At 74.0% G+C, this 15,803-nt stretch carries 16 protein-coding genes; 14 read left to right on the top strand and 2 right to left on the bottom strand.

The features are described 5' to 3' along the window. The first annotated feature begins 240 nt into the window (after positions 1-240). Positions 241-2,418 (top strand): sensor histidine kinase, encoded by a 2,178-nt coding sequence (locus tag QP090_RS27200; protein ID WP_285942255.1) that lies wholly within the window; start codon positions 241-243, stop codon positions 2,416-2,418. A gap of 388 nt (positions 2,419-2,806) precedes the next feature. Here the strand turns inward: QP090_RS27200 and QP090_RS27195 are convergent, their stop codons facing one another. Continuing rightward, positions 2,807-3,412 carry a response regulator transcription factor gene (locus QP090_RS27195; RefSeq protein WP_285942254.1) on the bottom strand — a complete coding sequence of 202 codons (606 nt, stop codon included), beginning with the start codon at positions 3,410-3,412 and terminating at the stop codon, positions 2,807-2,809. Between the two features lie 122 nt (positions 3,413-3,534). Here QP090_RS27195 and QP090_RS27190 point away from each other — a divergent pair, with 122 nt between their 5' ends. The 3 genes from QP090_RS27190 (at position 3,535) to sepF (ending at position 7,041) form a co-directional block, all read left to right on the top strand. Next, positions 3,535-4,266, top strand: coding sequence for an ABC transporter ATP-binding protein (locus QP090_RS27190; protein ID WP_285942252.1), 732 nt, complete (start codon positions 3,535-3,537; stop codon positions 4,264-4,266). Beyond that, a complete protein-coding gene (locus QP090_RS27185) occupies positions 4,266-6,698 on the top strand; it encodes an ABC transporter permease (RefSeq protein WP_285942251.1) in 2,433 nt (810 codons plus the stop codon). The genes QP090_RS27190 and QP090_RS27185 overlap by 1 nt, the downstream gene beginning before the upstream one ends. A 73-nt stretch (positions 6,699-6,771) precedes the next feature. Further along, positions 6,772-7,041 carry a cell division protein SepF gene (gene sepF, locus QP090_RS27180; RefSeq protein WP_285942250.1) on the top strand — a complete coding sequence of 90 codons (270 nt, stop codon included), beginning with the start codon at positions 6,772-6,774 and terminating at the stop codon, positions 7,039-7,041. A 10-nt stretch (positions 7,042-7,051) separates the two neighbouring features. Here the strand turns inward: sepF and QP090_RS27175 are convergent, their stop codons facing one another. Further along, positions 7,052-7,708: a hypothetical protein gene (locus QP090_RS27175; RefSeq protein WP_285942249.1), complete on the bottom strand. Its 657-nt coding sequence runs from the start codon at positions 7,706-7,708 to the stop codon at positions 7,052-7,054. A 513-nt stretch (positions 7,709-8,221) separates the two neighbouring features. On the opposite strand from QP090_RS27175, the gene QP090_RS27170 reads away from it, so the two are divergent. The 10 genes from QP090_RS27170 to crcB are packed head-to-tail and all read left to right on the top strand — an operon-like array spanning position 8,222 to position 15,774. Continuing rightward, the gene (locus tag QP090_RS27170; RefSeq protein ID WP_285942248.1) at positions 8,222-9,115 is read left to right on the top strand and encodes an urea transporter; all 894 of its coding nucleotides are present in this window, start codon (positions 8,222-8,224) and stop codon (positions 9,113-9,115) included. Positions 9,116-9,175: 60 nt separating this feature from the next. Further along, positions 9,176-9,481 (top strand): urease subunit gamma, encoded by a 306-nt coding sequence (locus QP090_RS27165; RefSeq protein ID WP_285942247.1) that lies wholly within the window; start codon positions 9,176-9,178, stop codon positions 9,479-9,481. A 2-nt stretch (positions 9,482-9,483) separates the two neighbouring features. Further along, positions 9,484-10,233, top strand: a complete 750-nt coding sequence (locus QP090_RS27160) for a sirohydrochlorin chelatase (RefSeq protein ID WP_285942246.1) — start codon at positions 9,484-9,486, stop codon at positions 10,231-10,233. Between the two features lie 20 nt (positions 10,234-10,253). Continuing rightward, positions 10,254-10,967: an urease subunit beta gene (locus QP090_RS37740; RefSeq protein ID WP_285942245.1), complete on the top strand. Its 714-nt coding sequence runs from the start codon at positions 10,254-10,256 to the stop codon at positions 10,965-10,967. Continuing rightward, positions 10,967-12,691 carry an urease subunit alpha gene (gene ureC, locus QP090_RS27150; RefSeq protein WP_285942244.1) on the top strand — a complete coding sequence of 575 codons (1,725 nt, stop codon included), beginning with the start codon at positions 10,967-10,969 and terminating at the stop codon, positions 12,689-12,691. The genes QP090_RS37740 and ureC overlap by 1 nt, the downstream gene beginning before the upstream one ends. Next, positions 12,688-13,425, top strand: a complete 738-nt coding sequence (locus tag QP090_RS27145) for an urease accessory protein UreF (protein WP_285942243.1) — start codon at positions 12,688-12,690, stop codon at positions 13,423-13,425. The genes ureC and QP090_RS27145 overlap by 4 nt, the downstream gene beginning before the upstream one ends. A 9-nt stretch (positions 13,426-13,434) precedes the next feature. Next, complete coding sequence (gene ureG, locus QP090_RS27140; RefSeq protein WP_285942242.1) at positions 13,435-14,052, top strand: urease accessory protein UreG; 618 nt, start codon at positions 13,435-13,437, stop codon at positions 14,050-14,052. Continuing rightward, entirely contained in the window at positions 14,049-15,008 is a 960-nt protein-coding gene (locus tag QP090_RS27135) for an urease accessory protein UreD (RefSeq protein ID WP_285942241.1), read from the top strand. The genes ureG and QP090_RS27135 overlap by 4 nt, the downstream gene beginning before the upstream one ends. After that, the gene (locus QP090_RS27130; RefSeq protein WP_285942240.1) at positions 15,005-15,412 is read left to right on the top strand and encodes a fluoride efflux transporter FluC; all 408 of its coding nucleotides are present in this window, start codon (positions 15,005-15,007) and stop codon (positions 15,410-15,412) included. The genes QP090_RS27135 and QP090_RS27130 overlap by 4 nt, the downstream gene beginning before the upstream one ends. Then, positions 15,412-15,774, top strand: a complete 363-nt coding sequence (crcB, locus tag QP090_RS27125; RefSeq protein ID WP_285942239.1) for a fluoride efflux transporter CrcB — start codon at positions 15,412-15,414, stop codon at positions 15,772-15,774. Before QP090_RS27130 ends, crcB begins: the two co-directional genes overlap by 1 nt. The last annotated feature ends 29 nt before the right edge of the window (positions 15,775-15,803 follow it).

Genomic DNA, 15,803 nt, shown 5'->3' with positions numbered 1-15,803 from the left:
CCGGGAGAACTGGAGGCTACTCGCCATTTTCTTTATCATATCAGGGCGAAATTAATTACCTATATCGCTCGTATCGAGATCCCATTTCTCTGGGCGAGGAGGAGGCATGGCCGACGGCGTCGCGGGCCCGCCCGCCCGGGGGACGGACGGCGCGGCCTAGGCTGTGACCGGCCCGTCCGCCGAGGGCGGGCCGGACGGGGGAAGGCGGAGGTAGACCGGTTGTTCCACAGGACCGATCCCATGACGAGGACGGCGCGGCTGACCGTCGTGACCGTGCTGGCGTCGTGCGCCGCCGTCTATCTCCTGGCCGCGCCGTCCCGCACCGAGGGGGGCGTCCGGCTCGGCGCCGCGGTCGTGGTCATCGTGGCGGCGTGCGCCGTCCAGCTCGTCTGGATCGTGCCCGGCCTCGCCCGGTTCCGCGGCCCGTGGGCTGTGGCCCTCCAGGGCGGTCTCGCGTACGCGTCGGTGCTGGCGTCCGGGACGTCGGTCGGGCTGCTCGGCTTCGTCGCGGGCAGCCTGCTGCTGGTGTCGGCCTGGCCGGCGGCGATCGCGGTGGCGGGCACCGCGGCGGTGATCGAGGCGGGCCGCTCGGCCGGGGCGGCCGGCACCGTGGACGCCACGATCACCATGGTGCTCACCGGCCTGCTGGTGTACGGGCTGGTGCGGCTGGCCGACCGCGCCGCCGACACCGCCGCGGCGCGGCTGCCGCTCACCGTGGCGGCCGTCGAGCGGGAGCGGCTGCGGATCGCCGCCGAGCTGAACGAGGGACTCGGCCGCGGGCTGGAGACGATCATCGAGGGGAGCCGGCGCGCGCTGGACCGGCCCGCCGAGATCGGCGCGGTGCTGGAGGTGGCGCGGCGCTCCCTCGCCGACGCGCGGACGGCCGCCGCTGCCTTCCGCGGCCTGTCGCTGGCGCCCGAGGCGGCGGCGGCGCGGGCGCTGCTCGCGGCGGCCGGGATCGAGGCCGAGATCCGCACCGGGCACGCCGAGCCGCTCGGGCCGGGCGGGGCGCTGCTGGCGACGGTGCTGCGCGAGGCGGTGACCGACGTCGTCCGGCAGGGCACCGCGGCCCGCTGCGTGATCGAGACCGCCGAGGCGGACGGGACCGTCCGGCTGCGCGTGGCCAACGACGGCGAGCCGACCGCGGCGCGCGGCGCGGACGGGCTGGCCGAGGCCGCCGCGCGGGTCGAGGCGGCCGGCGGCGCCTTCGCCACCGGGCTCGGGCCGGACGGGTGGTTCGCGGTGGAGGCCGCCGCCGCGGCCGGCGACCGTCCGGTGAACGTGCCCGACCGGGCCGCGTACTGGCTGTCGGTCACAGTGCTCGCGGCGGTGCTCGCCGGGTTCTGCGCCAAGGGCCTGCTCCAGCTCGAGCCGGGCCCTGGGGCGCTGGCGGCGGCGACGGCGGTGCTGCCGCTGGTCGCCGCGCTCCGGCTGCACCGGACGGGCGGCGCCTTCCGGCCCCGCGTCTGGACGCTGATCCTTACCGTCCAGGCGCTGCTGACCTTCGTGCCGCTCCTGTGGTTCGGCGCCGGATGGCTCGGCGTGCCGGGCTTCTTCGCCGGCACCCTGCTGGTGGTGCTGCCGGGCCGGGCCGGGACACCGCTGGTCGCGGCGGTCCTGGCGGGCGTGGCGGTGGCCGGGGGCGCGCTGTCGCCCGACCCGGCGCGGCTGGTCAACTACGTGATCAGCACGCTGGTGACCGCGCTGGTGGTGTACGGGCTGGTGCGCCTGGCCCGGCTGGTGAGCGACCTCCAGGACGCCGGCGCCGGGCTGGCCCGCGCGGCCACCGTCGAGGAACGGCTCCGCGCCGCCCGCGACCTGCACGACCTGCTCGGCCACAGCCTCGCCGCGATCCTGCTCAAGTGCGAGCTGGCCCGGCGGCTCGCGGTGCCGGACCCGGACCGGGCGCGGGCCGAGCTCGCCGAGGTGGTGGAGATGGCCGGACGCGCCCGCGCCGACCTGCGCACCGCCACCGGCGGCGACGACCCGGAGACGTCGCTGGACGAGGAGGCCCGTTCGGCCCGCTCGGTGCTGGCGGCGGCGGGCGCGGAGGTCGTCCTCGACCTCGGGCACGGCGACCTGCCCGCCCCGGCGTCGGCGGTGCTCGGCACGGTGCTGCGCGAGGCGGTGACCAACATCCTGCGGCACAGCGCCGCCCGGCACTGCGCGATCGCCACCGTGCGCCGCGAGGACGGCACGGTGCTGCTGACGGTGGAGAACGACGGCCTCGACCCGCGCGCGCCGCGCACTCCGCCCGGGGCGGGGATCGGCAACCTCACCACCCGGCTCGCGTCGTTCGGCGGCACGCTCACCGCCCGCGCCGACGGGCACGGCCGCTTCCGCTTGGAGGCCACCGTGACGCTGGACGCCGGCGCCTCTCCAGAGGCCCCTGCCGCGAGGATCTCAGTGTCCGCCTGAGCGCGTGACCTGCCCGGCGAGGCGAGGCCGAAAGCGAATGTCGTGGGCCGGGGCTTTCGGGGCTCCTGCCCCGAGGATCTCAGTGTCCGCCTGAGCGCGTGACCTGCCCGGCGAGGCGAAGCCGAAGGCGAGTCTCACCGGGCGGATCGCGAAGCGATGCCGCGCTCGCCAGGGCCCGGTTAGGCGCGAGCCGCCAGGCGAGTGTCGTGGGCCGGGGCTTTCGGGGCTCCTGCTCCGAGGACCTCAGCGCCCGCCTGAGCGCGTGACCTGCCCGGCGAGGCGAGGCCGAAGGCGAGTCTCACCGGGCGGATCGCGAAGCGATGCCGCGCTCGCCAGGGCCCGGTTAGGCGCGAGCCGCCAGGCGAGTGCCGCAGGCCGGGACTTAGTGTTACAGCCAGCCGGCCTCGCGGGCGATGCGGGCGGCGTCGGTGCGGTTGCGGGCGTTCAGCTTGGCGACGGCGGCGGTCAGGTAGTTGCGCACCGTTCCGGCCGACAGGAACAGTCGCTCGGCGATCTCGGGGGCCTCGGCGCCCTCGGCGGCGAGCCGCAGCACGTCGGTCTCGCGCGGGGTGAGCGGGTTGTCGGCCAGGTCCCACGCGGTCACGGCGAGCGAGGGGTCGAGCACCCGCCCGCCGGCGGCGACGGCGCGGATCCCGGCGGCCAGCTCGTCCGGCGGCGCGGTCTTCAGCAGGAACCCGCGCACGTTCGCGGCGAGCGCGCGGCGCAGGTGGCCGGGCTTGCCGTGCCCGGTGAGGATCAGCGCCCGGGTGTCGGGCAACTCGGCGTTGAGCAGCGCCGCCGCCTCCAGCCCGTCCAGCCCGGGCATGTCGACGTCGAGGACCGCGACGTCGGGGTGGTGCGTCCGGGCGGTGGGCAGCACCTGGTCGCCCCGCGACACCTCGGCGACCACGGTCAGGTCGGGCTCCAGCCCCAGCAGCGAGGCCAGCGCGCTGCGCACCACGACGTGGTCGTCCGCCAGCAGCACTTTGATCACGCCCTATGTCTATCAGGTGATATGTCCGCCATGGACCGTTCACCGCCCGGGCATGACGAGATCACGGGTCGCCGGTGATGCCGTCTCTGGCCGATGAAGCCGCAGGTCAGCAGGATTGAGGCATGGACGAAGCGGTACGGATGGACACGGTCAGCAAGGTGTACGGGAAGGGCAGCGGCGCGGTCGCCGCGCTCCGTGAGGTGACGACGGGTATTCCGCGCGGGCGGTTCACCGCGGTGATGGGGCCGTCCGGCTCGGGCAAGAGCACGTTCCTGCACTGCGCGGCCGGGCTGGACACCCCCACGTCCGGCTCGGTGCGGCTCGGCGGCACCGAGCTGTCGGCGATGAGCGAGACCGAGCTGACCGAGCTGCGCCGCGACCGCGTCGGGTTCGTGTTCCAGGCGTTCAACCTGGTGTCCTCGCTGACCGTGATGCAGAACATCACGCTCCCGCTGCGCCTGGCCCGGACCCGCGCCGACCAGGCCTGGGTGGACGAGGTGGTCGCCCGGGTCGGGCTCACCGGCCGCACCGGGCACCGCCCGGCGGAGCTGTCCGGCGGGCAGCAGCAGCGGGTGGCGATCGCGCGGGCGCTGGTCACCCGTCCCGACGTGGTGTTCGGGGACGAGCCGACCGGCGCGCTCGACACCATGACGGCCCGCGAGGTGCTCACCCTGCTGCGCGAGACGGTCGACGCGACCGGGCAGACCGTCGTGATGGTCACTCACGACCCGGTCGCCGCGTCCTACGCCGACACGGTCCTGTTCCTCGCGGACGGCCGCGTGGTCGACACGATGGACGCGCCGTCCAGCGAGCGGGTCGCGGCCCGGATGACGCGGCTGGGAGCGTGGAACTGATGCCCGGGATCGTGCTCAGCACCCTGCGGCACCGCAAGGCCGCCTTCGCCGGAGCGTTCGCCGCGCTCCTGTGCGCCGCGGCGCTCGTCTGCGCCTGCGGCGTCCTGCTCGACACCGGACTGCGCGGCTCGGTCGCGCCGGAACGCTACGCGGGCGCCCCGGTCGTGGTGTCCGGTGACCAGTACGTGCACCAGACGACGATCAAGAAGAAGAAGGGGAAGAGCAAGGTCAAGCACAAGGCCAAGGTGATCGCCGAGCGGGCGTGGCTGCCCGCCTCGGTGGCGGGCCGGGTCCGGTCGGCGCCGGGCGTCAGGTCGGTGCTGACCGAGGTGAGCTTCCCGGCGGAGATCCCGGGCGGCGGAGACCGCGCCTCGTGGGGGCACGGCTGGGAGTCTGCCGCGCTCACCCCGTTCACCCTCGCGGCCGGGCGCGCGCCCACCGCCGACGACGAGATCGTGATCGACGCCGGGACGGCCCGGTCGGCGCGGCTCGCTGTCGGGGCGCGCGTCGCGGTCGCCTCCGCCGTACCCGGCACGTACCGGGTCGCCGGAGTGACCCGGGAGTCGCCCGAGTACCAGGCCGCGATCTTCTTCACCACCGCCCGCGCCGCCGCCCTGTCCGGACGTCCCGGCATGGTGACCGCGATCGGCGCGTCCCCCGCGTCCGCCGGACCGGCCATCGCGGCGGCGGTGCGCGGCACCACCGCGACCGTGCACACCGGCGACGCCCGGGGCACCGCCGAGTTCCCCGGCGCGGAGAACTCCCGGATCAAGCTGATCAGCATGGGCGGCGCGCTCGGCGGCACCGCGCTGCTGGTCGCGATCATGGTCGTCGCCGGCACCTTCGCGCTCTCGGTCCAGCAGCGCGAACGGGAGATCGCCCTGCTGCGCGCTGTCGCCGCCACGCCCCGGCAGATCCGCCGGATGATCGGCGGCGAGGCGCTGCTGGTCGCGCTCGCCGCGGGCGTGCCCGGCGCCGCCGCCGGGCTGCCGCTGGCGTTCTGGCTGCGCGACCGGTTCCGCGGACTCGGCGCGCTGCCGCCCAATCTGGACCTGGTGCTCAGCCCGTTCCCGTTCGCCGCGGCGCTGCTCGCCGCCGCCGTCGCCGCCTGGGCCGCCGCCCGCGTCTCGGCCCGCCGGACCGCGCGGATCCGCCCGGTGGAGGCGCTCGGCGACGCCGCGCTCCGTCCCGCCGGGCTCGGCACGGCCCGGACCGTGGCCGGCCTCGCCGTCACGGCGGTCGCGGTCGCGCTCACCGTGCTGCTGTCGATGCTGCACACCGAGGCCGCGTCCAGCCCGGTCACGATGCTGACCGCGCTCGTCTGGACGGTCGCCGTCGCGCTGCTCGGCCCGCTCATCGCCCGCGCCGCCGTCGGACTGCTCAGCGTCCCGCTGCGGCTGTCGCCGGCCGGCGGCTACCTCGCCGCGGCGAACCTGCGCGCGGGCGCCCGCCGGCTCGCCTCGGTGATCACCCCGCTGTGCCTGATGATGGGGCTGACCGCCACGATCCTGTTCGTGCAGACCACGATGGGCCATGCCGCCACCGCACAGGCCGGCGCCGGCATCCGCGCCGCCCACGTGCTCGGCCCGAAGGTCCCGGCCCAGGTCGCCGCCAAGGTCCGGAGCACTCCCGGCGTCACCACCGCCACCGAGGTCGTGCGCAGCACCGTCCGCGTCGGGCTGGAGAACTACGGGATCCAAGGCGTCACCCCCGCCGGGCTCTCCGCCACGATGGACCTGGACGTCCGGTCGGGCTCCCTCGACCGCCTGGACGGCCGCACCGTCGCGGTCAGCACGACCGCCGCGGACCGGCTCGGCGTCGCGCCCGGCGACCGGCTCCGCCTCACGCTCGGCGACGGCACCCCGTTCGCCCCGCAGGTCATCGCCGTCTACGCACGCGGCCTCGGGTTCGGCGACCTCACCGTCGCGCACGCGGTCCTGGCCGCCCATGTGGACGATCCGCGCGGCTCCCTGCTCATCGCCGGGACGGCCCCCGCCGCCGCGCTGGCCCACCCCGGCACCGCCCTGCTGGACGGCACCGCGCTCGCCGCGGACCAGGCCGCCGCCAACGCCGAGGTCAACTACGTCGCGATGGGCCTGATCATCGCGTTCACCGTCATCGCGGCCGTCAACACCCTCGCCATGGCCACCTCGGACCGGGCCCGCGAGTTCGCCGTGCTGCGCCTGATCGGCACCACCCGGCGGCAGGTGCTCGGGATGCTCGGCTGGGAGACCCTGGCGGTGCTGCTGATCTCCGCCGTGCTCGGTGCCGCGATCGCACTGGCCACCCTCACCGCGTTCGCCGCGGGCATGACCGGCGGGCTCCCGCACATCCCGCCGCTCACCTTCCTGGCCGTGCTCGGCGCGGCCGGGGCCCTCACCCTCGCGGCGACCTACCTGCCCGCCCGGATCGCGCTGGCCGTGCGCCGGTGAGCGGCGCGGATCCGGCCGCCCGCCGGCCGGATCCGCGCTTCTCACCGGGGGCGGCGTGCGGCACACTGAGGCGGTGGTCAAGACGGTGCGTCCCAAGGACTACGGCGAGGTCGCCGTGGTCGGTCGCCTCTTCCGTGAGGACGTGCCGGTCGTCATGGTCCTCTCGGCCCTGACCGACGCCGAGGCCAAGCCCCTCGTCGACTTCGCCGCGGGGCTGGTGATCGGGCGCTGCGGGACGATGGAGCGGGTCGACCGCAAGGTGTTCCTGCTCGTGCCGTCCGGCTGGGTCGTCGAGGCGGCGACGGCGGGCCGTCCGCCCGGCGCCGCTCGGCCGTCCGCCTAGCGTCCGCTCGCTAGCCGCTCAGCGTGCGCGTGGGTGCGGTCGTGCGCGGGCCGTCGTCCCCCTCGCTGAGCGTGTACGGGCCGGAGTAGGGCCCGGTGTAGGGGAACGGGTCGTCGTCCATCCGGCCTCCCGGACGGTGCCGCGGGTCGTCGTCGTCCGGCGCCGCCGGCGGCTGGAGCGGGCCGGGCGTCCGGGGCCAGGGGCGGGGCAGGCTGAGCACGCCGAGCACCAGCAGCACGGCCGCGCCGGCGAGGACGATCCGGTCGGCGGCGGGCCAGCCCGGGTCCAGGTAGAGGCCGCGCCAGCTCCCGCGCAGGACCAGCAGGCCCGTGACCAGCGCCGCCACCTTGACCAGCGCGCCGACGACCACGCCCTTGCGGCACCGCCGCCAGCCCTCGTTGACCGGCAGCGCGCAGACGCCGTGGATGCCCGCCCACACCAGCGCCAGGCTGGCCAGCGTGTCGAGCCCGAGCAGCACCGGGTACAGCACGAGCTGCGCCGGATCGCCCCCCTCTCCGACCTCCAGGTACGTCCTGACCTGATGGCCCGCGAGGTCGTCGATGCCCGTGACGATGCCGGAGATGCCGACCATCAGCAGCCCGCCCCCGGCCGCCAGCCGCGCGATGACCGAGGTGACGGACGTGCCGTCCGGATTCCGTTCCCGCATCGTGCCGGCCCTCCCGTTCAGGCGCATGAGCGCGTCCCGCATTTCCGGCGGCCGGCGTCCGGTCCGGTCGGCCCGGCCGCGGCCAAAACCGGCCGTACCTGCGGCGGCCCGGCCCGGGCCTTGCCGTCGCTTTGCATCTCTACGATCCCCTCCATCCATTCTGATAAAGCTTGTCCAGAGTAAAATCTGACCCCCCGCACTTGGTGTCCCTCTCGGCCGGTGAGCGCCTTCGACGTGTGCGTCGACTGCCATCTTGGCAAAGATATGCGAACCATGCTGCCCACCCTGTGACCTCGTCATCCCAAGATCAAGTCACCGGACCGCGCATATTTTCACCGCCCCGGCAAAGGAATCTTCTATGAGTCCCATTATTGCGAGGGCAACGCATTCGGGATGTCCTGCGGTGCGAGGTTCGGTCTTGATCTGCAGGAAACAAGTCGGGCTATGACCTCGGATACTTCAGAGGCTTCGGCGCAGGGCCCGGTGGCGGCCAGAGAGTATCCACTCGCCATATTGCGGGGGGTCGCGCAGGTCGAGTTCATCAGCAACCCGTGGACCGGAGTGCTGTTCATCATCGCCCTGTTCGTCGGGGGCTGGCAGTTCGGCGTGTTCGGGTTGCTCGGCACGGTCGTCGCGACGCTCACCGCGGTCGCGCTCGGGATCGACCGCAAGCGGGTCCTGATCGGGCTCGAGGGGTTCTGCGGGGCGCTGATCGGCGTCTCGCTGGTGCTCTACCTGGGCACCAACTGGATGACCGTCGTGCTGACCATCGCGGGCTGCATCGCCGGCAGCGTCCTCACCGCCGCCATGGTCACCGTCCTCACGCAGTACAACCTGCCGACGTTCACCGCGCCGTTCTGCGTGATCACCACCGTGATCGTGGTCGCCGCCCCGACCTTCGAGCGGGTGTGGAGGGGCCACACCTCGGCCGCCCTGCCCGCGCCGGTCTCCACGAGCACGACGCTGACCTGGAGCGACGCCTGGCACGGCCTGTTCAACGGGATCGGCCAGATCTTCTTCCAGGACAAGTGGTACGTCGGGCTGATCTTCCTGGTCGGCATCGCGGTCGCCAGCCGGATCGCGGCCGTCGCCGCGGTGCTCGCCAGCATCGTCGGGATCCTGGTCGGCTGGGGTCTCGGCGCCCCGACCGAGTCGATCGGCAAGGGGCTGTACGGCTACAACGCCGTGCTGACCGCGATGGCGCTGGCCGGGATCTTCGTTGTGCTGACCCCGGCGGCGGGGGTGTTCGCGCTGGTCGGCGCCGCCGCGGCGGCCGGGCTCACCGCCGCCCTGACCAACTTCTTCACGCCGGTCGGCGGCCACACCCTGACGTGGCCGTTCGTGCTGGTGACCTGGATCTTCCTCGCCTCGGTGGGCACCGCCCACGCGCTGCGCCGAACCGGATGACCAGGACCGTCCCGCCGCCGGGCGCGCGCCCGGCGGACTCGCTTCTGAGGAGGGTGAACGATGAATCTCGCACCGCGAGAGCTGGACAAGCTGCTGATCTACGTCGTCGCGGACGTGGCGGAGAAACGCCGGGCCCGCGGCCTGAAGCTCAACTTCAGCGAGGCGGTGGCGCTGATCAGCGTCGCCATCCTGGAGGGCGCCCGCGACGGCAAGTCGGTCGCCGACTGCATGGAGCTCGGCAAGCACGTCGTCGGCGAGAAGGACGTCATGCCCGGGGTGCGGGGGATGGCGCCGCTGATCCAGATCGAGGCGACCTTCAAGGACGGCTCCAAGCTGGTCTCCTGCCACGACCCGGTCGGCGGCTGACCGTGACCGCGCGCCGCGTCGTGCTGGTCGGCGGGCACGAGACCCTCGCCGCCGGCGGCGAGGGCGGTGCGGGCGGCCCGGACGGCACCGCCGACGGGCCGATACCGGACGTGATCGGCACCGGCCGCGAGCTGTACGCCGCCGCCGCGCTGCCGGGGCCGCTCGCCGTGGTGCCGATGACGCTCGGCCGCGACCCGGGCCTGGCGGCCCACGCCGCGCAGACCCTGGGCCGGCTCGCCGGCCACCGGGCGCCGGGCGAACTGCTGCTGACCCGTCCGCTCGGCACGCCGACCCACCTGGTCGGCTGGCTGCGCGCCGCGGCCGGACGCACGCCCGAGGGCCACGCGGCGCTGATCACCGCCCCGGCGTCGTCGCCCGAGCAGGACGCCGAGCTGTTCCGGATCGCCCGGCTCGTCCGCCAGTACAGCGCCCTGCGGTGGGCCGAGGTGGCGCTGAGCGGCGGCGACCCGGACGTCCCCGAGGCCGTGGACCGGTGCCGCAGGCTCGGCGCGCACGGCGTCACCGTGGTGCCGGCCTCGTTCGTCGGACGGCGCGCCCTCGGCCTGGACACGAGCGCGCGCGGACGGGCGCCCGCGGTCCGCTACGGCGGCCCGCTGCTCGCCCCGGCCGCGCTGCGGCGCCTGGTCGCCGAGCGGGTCGCGGTCGCCGAGCGCCACTGGGACCTTGGCGGCGGCGACGGGCTCGCCGCGGCCGGGACCGCACACCACCACGACCACGACCACGTCCACTGACCACTCCGAAGGGAGACGTCATGCCCGACTACATCTACGGCGAGGGCTCGATCGAGATCAACGCCGGCCGGTCCGTCGTCACGATGACGGTCCGCAACACCGGCGACCGGGCCGTCCAGATCGGCTCGCACTACCACTTCTTCGAGGCCAACCGGGCGCTCAGCTTCGACCGCGAGCGCGCCTACGGGCGGCGGCTGGACATCCCGGCGGGCACCGCGGTCCGGATCGAGGCGGGCGACTCGCACCGGGTGGACCTGGTGGAGTACGGCGGCGGCATGCGGGTGGTCGGCTTCGCGGGCCTGGTCAACGGCGGCCTCCGCTCGGAGCAGACGCACCGCAACGCGGTGGCCCGGATGGCCGAGCAGGGCTTCCAGAACGTCAGGGACGCCACGGTCAAGGTGCGCAAGCCCAAGTCCGCGAAGACCGAGCTTGAAGTGCCGAAGGCGGCGCGGGCGGCGGCGAAGCGGCCGGCCGCCAAGAAGCCGGCGGGCAAGGCCGCACCGAAGCCGGCGGGCAAGGCCGCACCGAAGCCGGCGGGCAAGGCCGCACCGAAGCCGGCGGGCAAGGCGGCGCCGAAGGCGGCGGGCAAGGCGGCGCCGAAGGCCGCGGCCAAGACCGCGGGCAGGGCCGCGCCGAAGCGGACGGCCGCCGCCAGAACGAGCAAGGGGGCCGTGACGGCCAAGGCGCCGAGCCGGTCGTCACGCACCCGTACCACCAAGAAGGGCAAATCCTGATGGCCACCCTGACCCGCAAGCAGTACACCGACATGTACGGCCCCACCGTGGGGGACCGGTTCCAGCTCGCCGACACCAACCTGGTCGTCGAGGTGGAGAAGGACCACAGCGAGGGGCTGTACGGCGACGAGATCCTCTACGGCGGCGGCAAGACCGCCCGCGACGGCATGGGCGCCGACCCCGGGTCGCGCAACCACACCCTGGCGCTGGACATGGTGATCACCAACGTGGTGGTGATCGACGCGATGATCGGGGTGGTCAAGGGCGACATCGGGATCAAGAACGGCCGGATCGCCGGGATCGGCAAGTCCGGCAACCCGCACGTGCAGAACGGGGTCGACCGGCGGCTCATCGTCGGGCCGGGCACCGAGGTGGTCTCCGGTGAGCACCTGATCGCCACGGCCGGCGCGATCGACCCGCACATGCACTTCCTTTCGCCGCAGCAGGTGCAGGCCGCGCTGACCAACGGGATCACCACGCTGATCGCCGGTGGCACCGGCCCGTCCGACGGCACCCGCGGCACGACCTGCACGCCCGGACCGTGGAACCTCGCCCGCATGCTCCAGGCGTGCGAGGGCCTGCCGATCAACATCGGCCTCATGGGCAAGGGCAACAGCAGCCTGCCCGGACCGCTGCACGAGCAGCTCGAGGCCGGCGCCTGCGCGCTCAAGGTGCACGAGGACTGGGGCGCGACCCCGGCCGTCATCGACTGCGTGCTGACCGTCGCCGACGAGTACGACGTCCAGGTCGCGATCCACACCGACACCCTCAACGAGGGCGGGTTCCTCGAGGACACCATCAGCGCGATCGACGGCCGCGCGATCCACACCTACCACTCCGAGGGCGCGGGCGGCGGGCACGCCCCCGACATCATGCGGATCGCGGGCGAGCCGAACGTGCTGCCGTCCTCGACCAACCCGACGCTGCCGTACACGGTCAACTCGGTCGACGAGCTGCTCGACATGACGATGGTCTGCCACCACCTGAACTACAACGTCCCCGAGGACGTCGCGTTCGCCGACAGCCGGGTGCGGGCCGAGACGATCGCGGCCGAGACCGTCCTGCACGACCTCGGCGTGATCAGCATGGTCTCGTCCGACTCGCAGGCGATGGGCCGGGTGGGCGAGTCGTTCACCCGGGCCTTCCAGGTCGCGCACCACAACAAGGACCAGCACGGCAAGCTGCCCGAGGACTCGGCGCGCAACGACAACGAGCGGGTGCTGCGCTACCTGGCCAAGTGCACCATCAACCCGGCGCGCACCACCGGCATCGCCGACACGGTCGGCTCGCTGGAGGACGGCAGGCTCGCCGACGTCGTGCTGTGGCCGATCAACGCCTTCGCTGCCAAGCCGGCCATGGTGATCAAGGGCGGCGTGATCAACTGGGCGCCGATGGGCGACCCGAACGCCTCGCTGCCCACCCCGCAGCCGATCTACTACCGGCCGATGTTCGGCGCGTTCGGCGGCGCGCTCCAGTCGACCTGCGTCACGTTCATGTCGCAGGCCGGGATCGATGCCGGGGTGCCCGAGGCCCTCGGGCTGCGCCGCCAGATCGAGGGCGTGTCGCACTGCCGCACCGTCGACAAGCGGCACATGATCCGCAACAGCGCCGTACCGAGGATCGAGGTCGATCCGGAGACCTACGCGGTCACGGTCGACGGCCAGCGGGCCACCATCGCGCCGGCCCAGGAGCTGCCGCTGACCCAGCGCTACTTCATCGCGTGAGCGGGCCAGGCCGCACGGGCGGAGCCGAGCCGGTGAGCGGGCCGGGCCGCGCCGACGGGCACGGCCCGCTGCTGGCCCAGCTCCAGCTCACCGACTCGGCCTTCCCGAGCGGGCTCTACACGCTGTCGCACGGCCTGGAGGCGTCCGCGGCGTCGGGGCCGGAGGAGATCGCGGCGGTCGTCGCCGACCTGCTGCGGCACTCCGCCGGGCCCGGCGACGCGACCGCGCTGGCGCAGGCGCACCGGGCCGTCCGGCGGGACGACTGGGCGGCCGTCGCCGCGGTCGACCGGCGGCTGCACGCGGTCAAGCTGAACCGCGAGCTGCGCCGCGCCTCCGTCCGGACCGGGCGGCAGGTGCTGGAGACGGCGGCCGTGGTGTTCGGGGGGCCGGAGCTGGAGACGCTGGCCGCCCTCGTCCGGCAGGGCGCGGCGCTCGGCAACCACGCGGTCGTCGTCGGCGTCGTGTACGCGGGCCAGGAGGTGCCCGCGGACGACGCGGTGGTCGGCGACCTGTTCGCCTTCGCGCTGAGCTGCACCACCGCCGCGGTCCGCCTCGGCCGGATCGACTTCCGGCAGGCGCAGGCCGTGCTGCGAGGGCTGGCGCCGGTGATCGAGGAGGCCGCCCGCGCCGCGCTGGCGCGCGAGTCGCCCGGCGACATCGGCGGGACGGTGCCGCTGGCCGACGTCCTGTCGGCCGTGCACGAGCGCGCGCCCGCGCGCCTGTTCACCACCTAGGAGGACTTCATGGACGACGTGTTCAAGATCGGCATCGGCGGCCCGGTCGGCTCCGGCAAGACCGCGCTGATCGAGGCGCTGGTGCCGCTGCTGATCGAGCGCGGGCACAGCGTCGGGGTGATCACCAACGACATCTACACCCAGGAGGACGCCCAGCACGTCCGGCGCGAGCTGGCCGGGGTGCTGGACCCCGAGCGGGTCGTCGGCGTGGAGACGGGCGCGTGCCCGCACACCGCCGTCCGGGACGACCCGACGATGAACCTGGCCGCCGCCGCGGAGATGCGGGACCGGTTCGGCGACATGGACACCCTGCTGTTCGAGAGCGGCGGCGACAACCTGACGCTCACCTTCAGCCCGGCCCTCGCCGATGTGTACGTGTTCGTGCTCGACACCGCCGAGGGCGAGAAGATGCCGCGCAAGCGCGGGCCCGGCATCACCGACTCCGACCTGCTGGTGATCAACAAGATCGACATCGCCCGGTACGTGCGGACCGACGTGGCGGTGATGGAGCGGGACGCGCACGCGGTCCGCGGCGACGGCCCGGTGATCCTCACCGACTGCCTGACCGGCGCCGGCGTCGCCGAGGTCGCCGACTTCGTGGACAGCCGCCGGATGGCGCCGGCATGAGGCTCCACCCCGACCACTACACGATCGAGCGGACGCCCGAGCCGGTGACCCGCTACGCGTCGGTCCCGGACACCCTGCCCGTCGGCAGCCCCGGGAAGGTCGGGCTGCTGGAGCTGGCGTTCTCCCGGCGCGCGACGCGGACCGAGCTGACCGGGCACTACCAGAAGACGCCGTTGCAGATCATGCAGCCGCTGTACTACGACCCCGAGCGCCCGGACATGCCGTTCCTGCTGATCATGCAGTCCGGTGGCGGCGTCCTCCAGGGCGACCGGTACCGGATCGACGTCGAGTGCGGCCCGGACACCGCGGTCCACCTGACCACGCAGGCGGCCGGCAAGATCTACCGGATGGAGGCCGACTACGCCTCCCAGCTCGTCAACCTCACCGCCGGCCCCGGTGCCTACCTGGAGTACCTGCCCGATCCCACGATCCCGTTCAAGGACTCCCGCTTCTACCAGCGGACCGTCCTGACCGCCGACCCGTCCGCCACCGTCGTGCTGGGCGAGACGGTCATCCTGGGACGGCTCGCCCGGGGCGAGCGCAACGACTACGCGGCGTTCTGCACCGATCTGGAGGTGCGCGCCCCGGACGGCCGGACCCTGTTCGCCGACCCGCTCCGCCTGCTGCCGGACGGCGACGCCGTGAGCGGGCGCGACGGGGTGGGCGGGCGCGACGGGGTGACGGGGCCCGCCGTGCTCGGCGGGCACGGCGTGATGGCCTCGCTGTTCGTGGTCACCCGGAAGGCCCCGGCCGACGTGGTGGCGGCCGCTCTGCACACAGCGCTCGCGGACACCGGCCTGCCCGCGGGCGCCAGCGTCCTGCCGGAGGACAGCGGCGCCTGGGCGCGCGTCCTCGGCGCCGAGTCGCCCGAGGTCGCCGCCGCCATGCGCGCCGCGTGGGACGCGGTGCGGCGGCTGCTCATCGGCGTCCCCGCACCGGACCGGCGCCGGTCATGATCCCCGCCAAGGAGCTCACCGCGATCGCGGCCGTCGCCGTCGGCGGCGCGGCCGGCAGCCTGTGCCGCTACCTGGTGTCGGAGGCGGTCGGTTCCGAGCCCGACCACACCGCGCTGCTCGGCACCTTCCTGGTCAACATCTCCGGATGCCTGTTCATCGGGTTCCTGTCGATGTCGCTGAGCGAGCTGTGGCCGTCCGGGAAGTACGCCAACGCGCTGCTGGTCACCGGGTTCCTTGGCGGATTCACGACGTTCTCGCACTTCATGACGCAGGTCCGGACGATGCTCGGGGACGGGCACTGGCCGCTCGGCATCGGCTACACGGTGCTGTGCGTCCTGCTCGGCTGGTTCGCGGTCTGGCTCGGCCAGCGGGCCGGACACGCGGTCGCGCGGGGGGTGCGCTGATGGGCGCGGCCGTTCTGGTGGTCATCGGCGGCGCGGTCGGCGCGCCCGCCCGCTACCTGCTCACCGAGTTCTTCAAGAAGGCGGCGGGGGACGGGTTCCCGTGGGGCACCCTGGCCGCCAACCTGATCGGCACGTCCATTCTCGGCCTCATCGTCGGCACCGCCGCGCCCGACTCGGTGGACCACCTGTTCGGCACCGGCCTGTGCGGCGCGCTCACGACCTTCAGCACCTTCGAGAAGGACACCGTGACGCTGATGGAGGACGGCTCGTACGCCAAGGCGGGGGTGAACGCCGTCGGCAGCCTGGTCATCGGCCTGCTGTGCGCCGAGCTCTTCTACGCCATCGGCCGCGGCATCACCTGACGTGGGTGGCAGACCATGAATCGACCATT

This window comes from Actinomadura xylanilytica, assembly GCF_030283145.1.
GTDB classification, from domain to species: domain Bacteria; phylum Actinomycetota; class Actinomycetes; order Streptosporangiales; family Streptosporangiaceae; genus Spirillospora; species Spirillospora xylanilytica.
Note: the sequence above shows the minus strand (reverse complement) of the source record. Positions and strands in the feature narration are given on the sequence as shown.

Excerpts from the sequence above, each read along its gene's own strand:
- QP090_RS27200 (WP_285942255.1), top strand. The coding sequence starts at position 241 with ATGACGAGGACGGCGCGGCTGACCGTCGTGACCGTGCTGGCGTCGTGC.
- QP090_RS27190 (WP_285942252.1), top strand. The coding sequence starts at position 3,535 with ATGGACGAAGCGGTACGGATGGACACGGTCAGCAAGGTGTACGGGAAG.
- QP090_RS27185 (WP_285942251.1), top strand. The coding sequence starts at position 4,266 with ATGCCCGGGATCGTGCTCAGCACCCTGCGGCACCGCAAGGCCGCCTTC.
- QP090_RS27175 (WP_285942249.1), bottom strand. The coding sequence starts at position 7,708 with ATGCGGGAACGGAATCCGGACGGCACGTCCGTCACCTCGGTCATCGCG.
- QP090_RS27165 (WP_285942247.1), top strand. The coding sequence starts at position 9,176 with ATGAATCTCGCACCGCGAGAGCTGGACAAGCTGCTGATCTACGTCGTC.
- QP090_RS37740 (WP_285942245.1), top strand. The coding sequence starts at position 10,254 with ATGCCCGACTACATCTACGGCGAGGGCTCGATCGAGATCAACGCCGGC.
- ureC (WP_285942244.1), top strand. The coding sequence starts at position 10,967 with ATGGCCACCCTGACCCGCAAGCAGTACACCGACATGTACGGCCCCACC.
- ureG (WP_285942242.1), top strand. The coding sequence starts at position 13,435 with ATGGACGACGTGTTCAAGATCGGCATCGGCGGCCCGGTCGGCTCCGGC.
- QP090_RS27135 (WP_285942241.1), top strand. The coding sequence starts at position 14,049 with ATGAGGCTCCACCCCGACCACTACACGATCGAGCGGACGCCCGAGCCG.
- QP090_RS27130 (WP_285942240.1), top strand. The coding sequence starts at position 15,005 with ATGATCCCCGCCAAGGAGCTCACCGCGATCGCGGCCGTCGCCGTCGGC.
- crcB (WP_285942239.1), top strand. The coding sequence starts at position 15,412 with ATGGGCGCGGCCGTTCTGGTGGTCATCGGCGGCGCGGTCGGCGCGCCC.